Annotated in this window: 11 protein-coding genes; 6 read left to right on the plus strand and 5 right to left on the minus strand. The window is 67.1% G+C overall.

The window, feature by feature from the left end; genetic code table 11:
* Window positions 1-30 precede the first annotated feature (30 nt).
* The 5 genes from PBV52_RS31710 to PBV52_RS31730 form a co-directional block, all read right to left on the minus strand.
* The gene (locus PBV52_RS31710; RefSeq protein WP_274242978.1) at window positions 31-1,077 is read right to left on the minus strand and encodes an ABC transporter ATP-binding protein; all 1,047 of its coding nucleotides are present in this window, start codon (window positions 1,075-1,077) and stop codon (window positions 31-33) included.
* A gap of 26 nt (window positions 1,078-1,103) precedes the next feature.
* Window positions 1,104-2,141 carry an ABC transporter ATP-binding protein gene (locus tag PBV52_RS31715; protein ID WP_274242980.1) on the minus strand — a complete coding sequence of 346 codons (1,038 nt, stop codon included), beginning with the start codon at window positions 2,139-2,141 and terminating at the stop codon, window positions 1,104-1,106.
* Between the two features lie 49 nt (window positions 2,142-2,190).
* Window positions 2,191-3,171, minus strand: coding sequence for an ABC transporter permease (locus tag PBV52_RS31720; RefSeq protein ID WP_274242982.1), 981 nt, complete (start codon window positions 3,169-3,171; stop codon window positions 2,191-2,193).
* 122 nt (window positions 3,172-3,293) lie between these two features.
* Window positions 3,294-5,060, minus strand: a complete 1,767-nt coding sequence (locus PBV52_RS31725) for an ABC transporter substrate-binding protein (protein ID WP_274242984.1) — start codon at window positions 5,058-5,060, stop codon at window positions 3,294-3,296.
* A gap of 81 nt (window positions 5,061-5,141) precedes the next feature.
* Complete coding sequence (locus PBV52_RS31730) at window positions 5,142-6,170, minus strand: ABC transporter permease (protein ID WP_274242986.1); 1,029 nt, start codon at window positions 6,168-6,170, stop codon at window positions 5,142-5,144.
* A 493-nt stretch (window positions 6,171-6,663) separates the two neighbouring features.
* Here PBV52_RS31730 and PBV52_RS31735 point away from each other — a divergent pair, with 493 nt between their 5' ends.
* From PBV52_RS31735 to PBV52_RS31760, 6 genes are all read left to right on the plus strand, one after another.
* Window positions 6,664-8,301 carry an ABC transporter substrate-binding protein gene (locus PBV52_RS31735; RefSeq protein WP_274242987.1) on the plus strand — a complete coding sequence of 546 codons (1,638 nt, stop codon included), beginning with the start codon at window positions 6,664-6,666 and terminating at the stop codon, window positions 8,299-8,301.
* A 7-nt stretch (window positions 8,302-8,308) separates the two neighbouring features.
* Complete coding sequence (locus PBV52_RS31740; protein WP_274242988.1) at window positions 8,309-9,232, plus strand: ABC transporter permease; 924 nt, start codon at window positions 8,309-8,311, stop codon at window positions 9,230-9,232.
* Window positions 9,225-10,226, plus strand: coding sequence for an ABC transporter permease (locus tag PBV52_RS31745; protein ID WP_274242990.1), 1,002 nt, complete (start codon window positions 9,225-9,227; stop codon window positions 10,224-10,226). Before PBV52_RS31740 ends, PBV52_RS31745 begins: the two co-directional genes overlap by 8 nt.
* A 216-nt stretch (window positions 10,227-10,442) precedes the next feature.
* Window positions 10,443-11,417, plus strand: a complete 975-nt coding sequence (locus PBV52_RS31750; RefSeq protein WP_274242991.1) for an ABC transporter ATP-binding protein — start codon at window positions 10,443-10,445, stop codon at window positions 11,415-11,417.
* Window positions 11,410-12,423: an ABC transporter ATP-binding protein gene (locus PBV52_RS31755; RefSeq protein WP_274242993.1), complete on the plus strand. Its 1,014-nt coding sequence runs from the start codon at window positions 11,410-11,412 to the stop codon at window positions 12,421-12,423. The genes PBV52_RS31750 and PBV52_RS31755 overlap by 8 nt, the downstream gene beginning before the upstream one ends.
* A gap of 225 nt (window positions 12,424-12,648) precedes the next feature.
* Window positions 12,649-12,957, plus strand: coding sequence for a hypothetical protein (locus PBV52_RS31760; RefSeq protein ID WP_274242994.1), 309 nt, complete (start codon window positions 12,649-12,651; stop codon window positions 12,955-12,957).
* Window positions 12,958-12,962 lie beyond the last annotated feature (5 nt).

Below are 12,962 nucleotides of genomic sequence, written 5' to 3' on the forward strand. Positions count from 1 at the left end.
GGCCCTCGTTCCTGACGGAAAGGGTGAGTGTCAGACCGCCGGCTGGGGGTCCTTGGAGAGGCGCTGCGCGGGGACCGTGTCCACCGTCTCCGGGTAGTGGCAGGCGGTCAGGTGGCCGGGCTTGTTGCCCTCGACCTGGACCAGCGGCGGGGCCTCGGTCGCGCACTTCTCCGTCGCCTTCCAGCAGCGGGTGCGGAAGCGGCAGCCGGAGGGCGGGTTGATCGGGGACGGCACGTCGCCCTGGAGCCGGATGCGCTCGCGGGCGGGGGTCTCGTCCACCGTCGCCTCGGGCACGGCGGACAGCAGCGCCCGGGTGTAGGGGTGGCGCGGGTTGCCGTACAGGTCGTCGCGGTCGGCAATCTCGACGATCTTGCCGAGGTACATCACGGCGACCCGCTGCGAGAAGTGGCGTACCACCGCCAGGTCGTGGGCGATGAAGACGAAGGCGATGCCCAGCTCCTGCTGCACCTTCTGCAGCAGGTTCACGACCTGCGCCTGGATCGAGACGTCGAGGGCCGAGACAGGCTCGTCCGCCACGATCAGCTTCGGCTCCAGGGCCAGGGCACGGGCGACGCCGATGCGCTGGCGCTGGCCGCCCGAGAACTCGTGCGGGAAGCGGTTGTAGTGCTCCGGGTTGAGACCGACGATCTCCAGCAGCTCACGGACGCGCTTCTCGCGGCCGCCGGCCGGGTTGATGTCGTTGATCTCCATCGGGCCGGCGATGATCTTGCCGACCGTGTGCCGCGGGTTCAGCGAGGCGTACGGGTCCTGGAAGATCATCTGGATCTCGGAGCGGACCGGCGCCAACTGCTTGCGGTTGGCGTGCGTGATGTCCTTGCCCTGGTACGAGATCTTGCCGGCCGTCGGCTCCAGGAGGCGCGTGATCAGGCGGCCCGTCGTCGACTTGCCGCAGCCGGACTCGCCGACCAGGCCGAGGCTCTCGCCCTCGCCGACCTGGAAGTCCAGGCCGTCGACGGCCTGGACGTGGCCGACCGTGCGGCGGATCGGAAAACCGCCCTTGATCGGGAAGTGTTTGGTCAGCCCGGAGACGTCCAGGAGGGGAGTGGTGCTGCTCATGGTGGTGAAATCCCGTCTCTTGTACGTCAGTTGGCGGCGCTGCCGGCCAGGTCGGAGAAGTACTCGCCGCGCTGTTCGGCGGTGAGGTGGCAGGCGGAGCCGCGTCCGTCGACGATCTCCAGCAGCGGACGCTCCGACGAGCACAGGCCTCCGTCGACCTTCTCGGCGAAGGCGCACCGCGGGTGGAAACGGCAGCCCGACGGCGGGTTCAGCAGCGACGGCGGCGAGCCCGGGATCGGGTTCAGCGGCACATCGACCGGGTGGTCCAGGCTCGGCATGGAGCTGAGCAGGCCCCAGGTGTAGGGGTGCTGCGGGTCGCGCAGCACCTCCTTCTTCGAACCGCGCTCCACGCACCGGCCGCCGTACATCACCAGCACGTCGTCCGCGATGTCGGCGATGACACCGAGGTCGTGCGTGATGAAGATGATCGCCGTGCCGAACTCCTTCTGGAGGTCCTTCAGAAGGTCCATGATCTGGGCCTGGACGGTCACGTCGAGGGCCGTGGTCGGCTCGTCGGCGATCAGCAGCTCCGGGTCGCAGACCAGCGCCATCGCGATCATCGCGCGCTGGCGCATACCGCCGGAGAACTGGTGCGGGTAGTCGTCGACGCGGACCTCGGGCTGCGGAATGCCGACCCGCCGCAGCATCTCGATCGCCCGGTCCCGGGCCGCCTTCTTGGAGCAGCCCGTGTGCTTGCGGTACGTCTCGCCGATCTGCTTGCCGATGGTGTGGTACGGCGACAGCGAGGTCAGCGCGTCCTGGAAGATCATCGACATCTTGTTGCCGCGGAGCTTCTCCAGCTTCTTCTCCGAGGCGCCGTTCAGCTCTTCGCCGTCCAGGGTGATCGAGCCCTCGACCGTGGTGCTGTCCGGGTTGTGCAGGCCCAGGATGGTCAGGTTGGTGACCGACTTGCCGGACCCGGACTCGCCCACGATGCCCAGCGTCTTGCCGCGTACGAGGTCGAAGGACAGACCGTCGACGGCCTTGACGGTGCCGTCCTCGGTCGAGAAGTGCACCTTCAAGTCCTTGATGGAGAGGAAGGGCTGCTGATCGGTGCTCGTCACGGGGACGCTCCAGTGAGGGGTGATGCGGGGTAGCTGGTGGGGGCGGGGGTCAGGCGAGCCTGATACGCGGGTCGATGAGGGCGTAGCACGCGTCGACGACGATGTTGGCGAGGACGACGAAGCTGGCCGTGACCACCATGACGCCGAGCAGCATGGGCAGGTCGTTGTTGGTCGCGGACTTGACGGCGAGCAGGCCGATGCCCTGGATGCTGAAGGTCTTCTCGGTGATCATGCCGCCGCCGAGGAGGACGCCCATGTCGATGCCGAAGATGGTGACGATCGGGCCCATGGCGCCGCGCCAGGCGAACCGGAAGAACACGTTCGGGCCGGACAGGCCCTTGGCCCGGGCAGTGCGGACGTAGTCCTCGTTGAGTTGCTCGACCATCTGGGAGCGCGTCATACGGGTGTAGTTCGCGGTGAAGATCAGCGCCAGGATCAGCCAGGGCAGCAGCAGTCCGGCGAACCATTCGCCCGGGTTCTCCGAGAACGGTGTGTATCCGGGCTGGTCGAGGATCTGCCACTGGTACACGAAGAGGTACAGGGCCAGGGTGCCCACGAAGTAGATCTGCATGGACGAGGCGACCAGCGAGGCGCTGCTGGCGATCTTGTCGGTGGCCTTGCCCTGCTTGCGGGCGGCCAGCATGCCGGCGCCGACGCCGAAGACCAGGAACACCACGGACGAACCGATGAACAGGGAGAACGTCGTCGGGAACCGGTCGAGGATGGTGCCCAGGACAGGCTCGCGGTTGACGAAGGAGTAGCCGAGGCACGGCGCTTCGCAGTTGCCGAAGCCCGGGTACTCCCGGCCGAGGAAGATGCCGCTGAGCCAGTGCCAGAACTGAACCGGCATCGGGTCCGCGATCCCCATGTTGTGGCGGATCAGCTCCAGCGTCTCCGGGGTGCAGAGCTTGCCGCAGGCGATCCGGGCCGGGTCGCGCGGCACCGCGTAGAAGAGCATGAACGTGACCGAGCTGATGATCAACAGCGTGATCACGGCGCCGAGGAGCCGGCGGACGAGAAAGCGAAGCATGGGGAGTGGCTTTCCTGGGAGGGCCGTCGTAAGGAGGGGCCGGACCGGGGTTTCCGGGGGCCACGGTGGACGAGCCGAGGGTGGGGCGGCACCGTGGCGCCGCCCCACCTCTCAGGTGTGGATCAGGACTTGACGTACATCTTGTAGAGCATGCTGCCGTCGAAGTTCGGGTCCATCTTGACGTTGCCGAGCTTGGAGCCGTGCATGTAGATGCGGCGCATGTACACGTCGGGGATGAACGCGCCGGTCTCGGTGACCTGCTTGTCCAGGGCGGCCCACATCTTGTTGGCCTTCTCCTGGTCGGTCTCGGCGGTCGCGGCCTTGATCGCGGCGTCGACGGCCGAGTCCTTCAGGTGCGAGTAGTTCTGGCCCTGGTCGACGACGTTCTTGCTGTCGAACAGCGGCTGGAACACCGAGTAACCGGTCGGCCAGTCGGAGGACCAGCCACCCCAGTAGACGTCGTACTGGTTGTCGAGCTTGCCGACCTGGTCGTACCAGGTGGTGGAGTCGATGCCCTTGGTGACGACCTCGAAGCCGGCCGCCTTCAGGGCGTTCTCGACGACGACCTTGATCTTCGCCTGGGTCGGGTCGTTCTGGTAGGCGTAGACGACCTTGTAACCGGACTTGCCGGCCTTCTTCAGGAGCTCCTTCGCGGCCTTCGGGTCGCCCGCCGGGTTCTTCAGCTTGCCCCAGACGTCCTGCGACTCGTAACCGGCCACGAGCGGGCTCATGATGCCGGTCGCGTAGTCACCGCGGACCGCGCCACCCTGAAGCTGGCGGATCGCGGCGGTCGGCCAGGCCTTGATGAGGGCCTCACGGACGGACTTGTCCTTGACGCGGGAGGTGTTGATCCAGTAGCAGCTCACGCCGCTGCCCAGCTCCGAGAAGACCCGGTCCTTGGCCTCGGTCTGCGCCTTCTGGATGCGCTCCTGCGGGATGGTGCGCCAGCTGGTGGCGTACTGGTCCTTGCCGGCGTCGGCCAGCAGACGGTCGATCGCCGTCAGCTGCTCGATGCCGAAGGTGAAGTCGAACTGGTCCGGGTAGGCGTTGCGGATCGGGTCCGTGGCCGGGTCCCAGTTCTCGTTGCGGACCAGCGTCATCGACTTGTCGGTGACGTGCGTCTTGATCTTGTAAGGACCGTTGGAGACAGGCTTCTTGTCGTAGTCCTGCTTGGTGTCCTTCTTCACCGGGGTCGGCGCGTAGGAGTGCATCGCGACCACGTAGTTGAAGTCGGGACGCGCCTCGGAGAGGTGGAAGGTGATGGTCTTCCCGCTGGTCTCGATCGACTTCAGGTGCTTGCCGCCGTACGGGCCCGGGTACGACTTGCGGTACTCCGCCGAGCCGGTCAGCCAGGTCTGGACGTAGAAGGCGCCCTCGGTGACGAAGTTGGCGAAGCAGCGCTCGATGCCGTGGCGGACGTCGTCGACGGTGACGTCGGAGCCGTCCTCCCACTTGACGCCGTCCTTCAGGGTGAAGGACCAGGTCTTGCCGTTGTCCTTCATGGTGCCCGTGTCGGTGGCGAGGTCACCGACCAGGGTCATGGAGCCGTCGTCGGCGATCTTGTAGCCGGTCAGGGTGCGGGAGAGCACCATCGCCGCGAGCGAGTTCCAGGCGTAGTAGATGCGCTGCGGGTCGAGGTGCGAGAAGTCGTCGTCGTTGAGCAGGTAGACCGTCCCGCCCTTCTTCGCGCCGGAGACCTCCGGGGCCGGGCCCTTGGAGTCCTCGGCGGTGCCGATCTTGACGACGGTCGCGTCGGCCTTGGCCGCATCCTGCTTGCCGCCGCCACCGCTGTTGTTGGTGGTGTCGCCGCTGCTGCACGCGGTGAGCACGGAGCTCGACGCCGCCACGACGCTGGTGGCTATCAGGAAGTTTCTACGCGAGAAGGACATCGCATCCTGCCTTCGAAATGAGAGTGATGAGAGAGATCCGGCACCTCGGCACCTTCGCCGAGGTCCTGAAATGAGCCGGAGTCAGCGCTTGGTCTTCGGGTCGAGTGCGTCGCGCACGGAGTCACCGAGGAGGTTGAACGCCAGGACGAAGATCACCATGGACACGCCGGGGAAGAGCAGGAAGGTGATGTCGTCCTGGTAGACCTTGGCGGCCGCGCCGATCATGACGCCCCAGTCGGGGGTCGGGTCCTGGATACCCACGCCGAGGAAGGCAAGGCCCGCCTCCGTGGTCACCATCGCCGGCACGCTGAGGGTCGCTTGGATCAGGATGGGCGTCCAGAGATTGGGCAGCAGCTCCTTGAAGATGATGCGCGCCGGAGACGCACCCGTGACCTTGGCCGCTTCGACGAACTCCCGCTCGCGCAGGGCCAGTACCTGGCCGCGCAGAAGTCGGGCGATGGAGGCCCAGCCGAAGGCGGTGAGCAGGCCGACGAGGCAGACGACGGTGAGCCAGACCGGTGTGTTCTCGTCGGCGGACACGAACAGGGCGAGCACCACGGGAGTGAAGGCCACGAAGAACAGCTGCGACGGGAACGCCAGCAGGATGTCGATGACCCGGCCGATCAGCCAGTCCGTCTTGCCGCCCAGGTAGCCGGCGGTGACTCCGAGCGTCACGCCGATGATCACCACGAAGAGTGTGATGGCCGTGGCGATGAGCAGGGAGTTGCGGATCCCGTAGAGCAGGAAGGTGAACAGGTCCCGGCCGAGCTGGGGCTCGATGCCGAACCAGAACTCGCTGCTGATGCCGCCGTTCGGTCCCACCGGGTACCCGTTGTCACCCAGCAGGCCCGGGGTGTTGATCCCGTACGTCGTGTACGGGTCCTTCCCGTACAGATTGGCTATCAGAGGCGCACACAACGCGATCACGAAGAAGAAGATCACGATGCACGCGGCAGCGACGCCCGTGCGGTCCCGCTTGAAGCGTCGCCAAGCCAGCTGTCCCGGGGACTTGCTCTCGTTGGCCGAGGGGGCGGGAGAAGTGATCGACTTCTCGGCGCTCTCGTCGGTCACCTCAAGCGGGGCAGCCGCTGATGGAGTTGGGGGGGTCATGGTGCTCCTGGCCCAAGGGAGGGTCTGATGACTCCGCAGGGCACGCTCCCCTACGGGCTACGCCGGACTTTTTCAACGCAATTCATTCAAGGTCAATAAATTCTCGGGCGAGTTGGTTGTCTCTTTACGTTTTTTACCCTGCCTTTACCATTCCGTAGCTACGCGGGTAGCGCAACGTAATCGAGTCGTGCCTTGACTCGGACCAACTGGACTAATCGGGCAATGAGTTCGTTATGCGGACGGTCCAGTGCCGAAATGCGTACATCGAGGGGTCGTAATCCAACGGTTCTGCATCGGTACGTGAAGATCCATTGCGTGGCGCAGGGGAGATCCATCGGCCCGGGGTGGAGAAGTCCGTTTCGTCGCTCGCGCGGATGTCTCACGGGTGCGCGCATCCGGATGGCGCGTTGCTCCATTGGCCGGATCCCGTGTGCGATATGTGCCCTTTGGCTCGATATTGACCCGTAATGGATCAGTACCAGAGGAGGCACCCATGCGTGGAGCCACGAACGCCGGATGGGCCGCATGCGCGGTGGCGGTCGCACTCGCGGCGACGGCCTGCGGAGGCGGAGGTGACAGCGGTGGTGACGGCGGCGGTGACGGCGGCGCGGTGCTCAGCTCCTCGTGGACCGATCCGCAGAACCCGCTGGAGCCGGCCAACACCAACGAGGTGCAGGGCGGCAAGGTGCTCTCCATGATCTTCCGCGGGCTGAAGCAGTACGACCCGAAGACCGGCGAGGCCGAGGACATGCTCGCCGAGAAGATCGAGACCTCCGACTCGCGGAACTACACCGTCACCGTCAAGGACGGCTGGACCTTCAGCGACGGCGAGAAGGTCACCGCCAAGTCCTTCGTGGACGCCTGGAACTACGGGGCGAGCCTGAGGAACAACCAGAAGAACGCCTACTTCTTCAGCTACATCGAGGGCTACGACAAGGTCCACCCGGCCAAGGGCGAGCAGGGCGCCGAGACGATGTCCGGGCTGAAGGTCACGGGCGAGAGGACCTTCACGGTCAGGCTCAGCCAGAAGTTCTCGAGCTTCCCCGACACCCTCGGCTACAACGCCTTCGTCCCGCTGCCCCGGGCGTTCTACGACGACCACGACGGCTGGCTGGCCAAGCCGGTCGGCAACGGCCCGTACGCCGTGGAGTCGTACACCAAGGGCTCCGAGATGCGCCTGACGAAGTGGGACGCCTACCCGGGCGAGGACGCGGCGCGCAACGGCGGTGTCACCCTCAAGGTCTACACGGACAACAACACGGCCTACACCGACCTGATGGCCGGCAACCTCGACCTCGTCGACGACGTACCGGCACAGCAGCTGAAGAACGTCACGAACGACCTCGGCGACCGCTACCTCAACACCCCCGCCGGCATCATCCAGACGCTCGCCTTCCCCTTCTACGACAAGAACTGGAACAAGGCCGGCTCGGTCAAGGTCCGCAAGGGGCTGTCCCGGGCGATCAACCGCAAGCAGATCACCGAGACCATCTTCCAGAAGACCCGCACCCCCGCCACCGACTGGACCTCACCCGTCCTCGGCGCGGACGGCGGCTACAAGGAGGGGCTGTGCGGTGAGTGGTGCCAGTACGACGCCGCCGCGGCGAAGAAGCTGATCAAGGAGGGCGGCGGGCTGCCCGGCGACCAGGTGAAGATCACGTACAACGCGGACACCGGCTCCCACAAGCTGTGGGTGGACGCCGTCTGCAACTCCATCAACAACGCCCTGGACAACGACCGGGCCTGCGTGGGCAACCCGATCGGCACCTTCGCCGACTTCCGAAGCAAGAGCACCACCCAGAAGCTCTCCGGGCCCTTCCGGGCGGGCTGGCAGATGGACTACCCCCTTACCCAGAACTTCCTCCAGCCGCTCTACTACACCGACGCCTCCTCCAACGACGGCAAGTGGTCCAACGAGGAGTTCGACAGGCTCGTCGACGAGGCGAACGCCGAGACCGACCCCGCACGGGCCGTGGAGATGTTCCAGAAGGCCGAGCGGGTCGTCCGGGACAACATGGCGGCCATCCCGCTCTGGTACCAGAACGGCAGCGCCGGCTGGTCCGAGCGGCTGTCCAACGTGGCCCTGAACCCGTTCAGCGTCCCCGTCTACGACCAGATCAAGGTCGGCTGAGCCGGTCATGGGGCGGTACGTCGTCCGGCGCCTGGTGCAGATGGTCCCGGTGTTCATCGGGTCGACCCTGCTGATCTTCCTCATGGTGAACGTGATGGGCGACCCCGTCGCGGGCCTGTGCGGCGACCGGCAGTGCGACGCGGCGACGGCTGCCCAGCTGAAGAAGGAGTTCGGCCTCGACCAGCCCGTGTGGCAGCAGTACCTGACCTACATGGGGAACGTCTTCACCGGGGACTTCGGTACGGCGTTCAACGGTCAGGAGGTCACCGAGCTGATGTCGACGGCCTTCCCGGTCACCTTCCGGCTCACCGTCGTGGCGATCCTCTTCGAGGTCCTCATCGGGATCACGCTGGGCGTCGTCACCGGCCTGCGCCGCGGACGCCCCATCGACACCGGGGTCCTCCTGCTCACCCTCGTCGTCATCTCCGTCCCCACCTTCGTCACCGGCCTGCTGCTCCAGCTGCTGCTGGGCGTGGAACGCGACTGGATCCGTCCCTCCGTCTCGACGGAAGCCCCCTTCGACGAGCTGATCGTCCCCGGCCTCGTCCTCGCCTCGGTCTCCCTGGCGTACGTCACCCGCCTGACCCGTACGTCCATCGCGGAGAACCGGCGCTCCGACTACGTCCGTACAGCCATCGCCAAGGGCCTGCCGAGGCACCGAGTCGTCACTCGCCACCTGCTGCGCAACTCCCTCATCCCCGTCGTCACCTTCATCGGCGCGGACATCGGGTTCCTCATGGGCGGCGCGATCGTCACCGAGCGGATCTTCAACATCCACGGCGTCGGCTATCAGCTCTATCAGGGCATCCTGCGCCAGAACACCCAGACGGTCGTCGGCTTCGTGACGGTCCTCGTCCTCGTCTTCCTGCTCTGCAACCTGGTCGTCGATCTCCTGTACGCCGTACTCGACCCGAGGATCCGCTATGCCTGACCAGCCGTTCCAGTTCGAGGGGGCGATCGCCGGCAGCGGCACGGGCGGCGCGACGGAACTGAACGCGAGCCAGGTCGATCCGTCGGCCAAGAGCCCGCACGCACCGGGACCGGGACCGGTACCGGACCCCTCGGCCGCCTCCGCCGGGCGGCCCCGCAGCCTCTGGTCCGACGCCTGGCGCGACCTGCGCCGCAACCCCGTCTTCATCGTCTCGGCCCTGATCATCCTCTTCCTGCTCGTCATCTCCTTCTGGCCCTCGGCGATCGCCCCCGGCAGCCCCCTCAAGTGCGACCTCGCCAAGGCCCAGCAGGGCTCCGCGCCCGGCCATCCCTTCGGCTACGACGGCCAGGGCTGCGACGTCTATACGCGCACGGTCCACGGCGCCCGTACGTCCGTCACGGTCGGCGTCTGCGCCACGCTCGGGGTCGCGGTCCTCGGCTCGGTCCTGGGCGCGCTCGCCGGCTTCTTCGGCGGCCTGTGGGACTCGGTCCTCTCCCGCATCACCGACGTCTTCTTCGCCATCCCGGTCATCCTCGGCGGCCTGGTCCTGCTGTCGGTGGTGACCAGCAACTCCGTCTGGCCGGTCATCGGCTTCATCGTGCTGCTCGGCTGGCCGCAGCTCTCCCGCATCGCCCGCGGCGCGGTCATCACCGCCAAACAGCACGACTACGTGCAGGCCGCCCGCGCCCTGGGCGCCTCCAACTCCCGCCTCCTGCTGCGCCACATCGCGCCCAACGCCGTAGCCCCGGTGATCGTGGTCGCCACCATCGCACTCGGCACGTACATCGCCCTGGAGGCGACCCTGTCCTACCTCGGCGTAGGCCTGAAGCCCCCGAGCGTCTCCTGGGGCATCGACATCTCCGCGGCCTCCCCCTACATCCGCAACGCCCCCCACGCCCTCCTCTGGCCCTCCGGCGCCCTGGCGATCACGGTCCTGGCCTTCATCATGCTGGGCGACGCGGTGCGCGACGCCCTGGACCCGAAGTTGAGGTGAGGGCGTCATGGGGTTCGTGGTGCGCGAGGTGGGGGCGGGTCCGGGCGGTTCCCGGGGTGGTGCTGCCCGCGCAGGGTGGGTGGGGGAAGGCGGTGGTGGGACGCCCCGCATGCATGGCGGCCGGCCGCTGGACCGGCCCGCTCCTGAAGTCCGCTCCACTCGGCGGGACGCCATCCGCGCGACGCCCTCGATCCGAAGCTGAGGTGAGTCGGCGTCATGTTGCTCGAAGTTCGTGATCTGCAGGTGGAGTTCCGGACCCGGGACGGGGTCGCCAAAGCCGTCAACGGCGTCAACTACGGCGTGGACGCGGGGGAGACGCTCGCCGTGCTCGGGGAGTCCGGGTCCGGGAAGTCGGTGACCGCGCAGGCAGTGATGGGGATCCTGGACATGCCGCCCGGGAGGATCACCGGGGGCGAGATCCTCTTCCAGGGGCGGGACCTGCTCAAGCTGAGGGAAGAGGAGCGGCGCAAGGTCCGCGGTGCCGAGATGGCGATGATCTTCCAGGACGCCCTGTCGTCGCTGAACCCCGTACTGACCGTCGGGGACCAGCTCGGCGAGATGTTCGTCGTGCACCGGGGGATGTCGAAGAAGGACGCGCGGGCGAAGGCCGTCGAGCTGATGGACCGGGTGCGGATCCCGGCCGCCAGGGAGCGCGTGCGGCAGTACCCGCACCAGTTCTCCGGCGGTATGCGCCAGCGCATCATGATCGCGATGGCCCTGGCCCTCGAACCCGCCCTCATCATCGCCGACGAGCCCACGACGGCGTTGGACGTCACCGTCCAGGCCCAGGTCATGGACCTGCTCGCGGACCTGCAGCGCGAGTACCACATGGGCCTCGTCCTCATCACCCACGACCTCGGCGTGGTCGCCGACGTCGCCGACAGGATCGCCGTGATGTACGCGGGCCGGATCGTCGAGTCGGCGCCGGTGCACGACATCTACAAGGCGCCCGCCCACCCGTACACCAAAGGCCTGCTGGAGTCGATCCCACGCCTGGACCAGAAGGGCCAGGAGCTCTACGCCATCAAGGGCCTGCCCCCCAACCTCATGAACATCCCGCCGGGCTGCGCCTTCAACCCCCGCTGCCCGATGGCCCAGGACGTGTGCCGCACCGACGAGCCACCCCTGCACGAGGTGGACGAGGACCGCCGCAGCGCCTGCCACTTCTGGAGGGAGTGCCTCAATGGCTGAGCCGATTCTGGAGGTCAGCGGGCTCTGCAAGCACTACCCGCTCATGCAGGGGATCGTGTTCAAGAAGCAGGTCGGCTCGGTGAAGGCCGTCGACGGCGTGGACTTCGAGCTCGGCAAGGGCGAAACCCTCGGCATCGTCGGCGAGTCCGGCTGCGGCAAGTCCACCGTCGCCAAGATGCTGGTCAACCTGGAGCGCCCGACGGCCGGTTCGATCAAGTTCAAGGGCGAGGACATCACCAAACTGTCCGGCCGCGCCCTGAAGGCCGTACGCCGCAACATCCAGATGGTGTTCCAGGACCCGTACACCTCCCTCAACCCCCGGATGACGGTGGGCGACATCATCGGCGAGCCGTACGACATCCACCCCGAGGTGGCCCCGAAGGGCGATCGCCGTCGCAGGGTGCGGGACCTGCTGGACGTGGTCGGCCTCAACCCCGAGTACATCAACCGCTACCCCCACCAGTTCTCCGGCGGCCAGCGCCAACGCATCGGCATCGCACGGGGACTGGCGCTGCGCCCGGAGGTCATCGTCGCCGACGAACCGGTCTCCGCGCTGGACGTCTCGGTCCAGGCCCAGGTCATCAACCTGATGGACCGCCTGCAGAACGAGTTCGACCTCTCCTACGTCTTCATCGCCCACGACCTGTCGATCGTCCGGCACATCTCGGACCGGGTCGGGGTGATGTACCTCGGCCGGATCGTGGAGATCGGCAAGGACGCGGAGATCTACGACCACCCCACGCATCCCTACACCCAGGCGCTGCTCTCCGCGGTCCCCGTGCCCGACCCCGAGGCCCGCGAACGCCGCGACCGCATCATCCTCGCGGGCGACGTCCCGTCCCCGACGAACGTCCCCTCCGGCTGCCGCTTCCGCACCCGCTGCTGGAAGGCGCAGGAACGGTGCGCCCTGGAGGCACCGCCGCTCGCGGTGCCGTCGCGTTGGAGGGAGGCGAGCGGGCCCGAGGCGCACGCCTGCGCCTGTCACTTCGCGGAGGCGGTCTCATAGCCGTACATACGCACACGAACTGCGTTAACACGCAGGCAACTCAGCCGACCCGATCCCGATATACGGACGCGTCAGGCTGAACAGCGTACGGCCGTGCGGGTGCCGTAAACGAGCCGGGGTGCGCCATGTCACCCCGGCTCGTTGCTGTGCGGGCGCCTGGTCCTGAGCGAGCGGATGAGTACGGATACTCAGGACGCCCGCCCGCCCCTGCACGAGGCTTGGTCCATGCAACGTCGACCTCGCCGACCACGTGAACACGACGGTCTGCTCGCCGTCCTCGTCGGAATCTTCGACGTCCTGCTCGTGATCGTCCTCGGCTACGGCATGGTCTTCTCCGGTATCGGTGCCGGCTTCGACGAGTACGCCGACCAGCGGGCGGACGCCGCGCAGCACGGCATCCAGGTCTTCGCCGCATGGCTGGCCGCCGGCGGCTTCGCCCTCGCCGCGGTGCTGCGCTACTGGAAGACCGGCGTCGTCCACCTCCTGATCGTCGGTCTTCCGCTCCTGGTCTTCCTCGCCGAGCAGAGCAACTGACCCGG

Origin of the sequence: Streptomyces sp. T12 (assembly GCF_028736035.1) — a bacterium.
Classification (GTDB): domain Bacteria; phylum Actinomycetota; class Actinomycetes; order Streptomycetales; family Streptomycetaceae; genus Streptomyces.

Coding starts and splice junctions, on each gene's coding strand:
- PBV52_RS31725 (WP_274242984.1), bottom strand. CDS start 5,060: ATGTCCTTCTCGCGTAGAAACTTCCTGATAGCCACCAGCGTCGTGGCG.
- PBV52_RS31730 (WP_274242986.1), bottom strand. CDS start 6,170: ATGACCCCCCCAACTCCATCAGCGGCTGCCCCGCTTGAGGTGACCGAC.
- PBV52_RS31750 (WP_274242991.1), top strand. CDS start 10,443: ATGTTGCTCGAAGTTCGTGATCTGCAGGTGGAGTTCCGGACCCGGGAC.
- PBV52_RS31745 (WP_274242990.1), top strand. CDS start 9,225: ATGCCTGACCAGCCGTTCCAGTTCGAGGGGGCGATCGCCGGCAGCGGC.
- PBV52_RS31710 (WP_274242978.1), bottom strand. CDS start 1,077: ATGAGCAGCACCACTCCCCTCCTGGACGTCTCCGGGCTGACCAAACAC.
- PBV52_RS31760 (WP_274242994.1), top strand. CDS start 12,649: ATGCAACGTCGACCTCGCCGACCACGTGAACACGACGGTCTGCTCGCC.
- PBV52_RS31755 (WP_274242993.1), top strand. CDS start 11,410: ATGGCTGAGCCGATTCTGGAGGTCAGCGGGCTCTGCAAGCACTACCCG.
- PBV52_RS31740 (WP_274242988.1), top strand. CDS start 8,309: ATGGGGCGGTACGTCGTCCGGCGCCTGGTGCAGATGGTCCCGGTGTTC.
- PBV52_RS31720 (WP_274242982.1), bottom strand. CDS start 3,171: ATGCTTCGCTTTCTCGTCCGCCGGCTCCTCGGCGCCGTGATCACGCTG.
- PBV52_RS31735 (WP_274242987.1), top strand. CDS start 6,664: ATGCGTGGAGCCACGAACGCCGGATGGGCCGCATGCGCGGTGGCGGTC.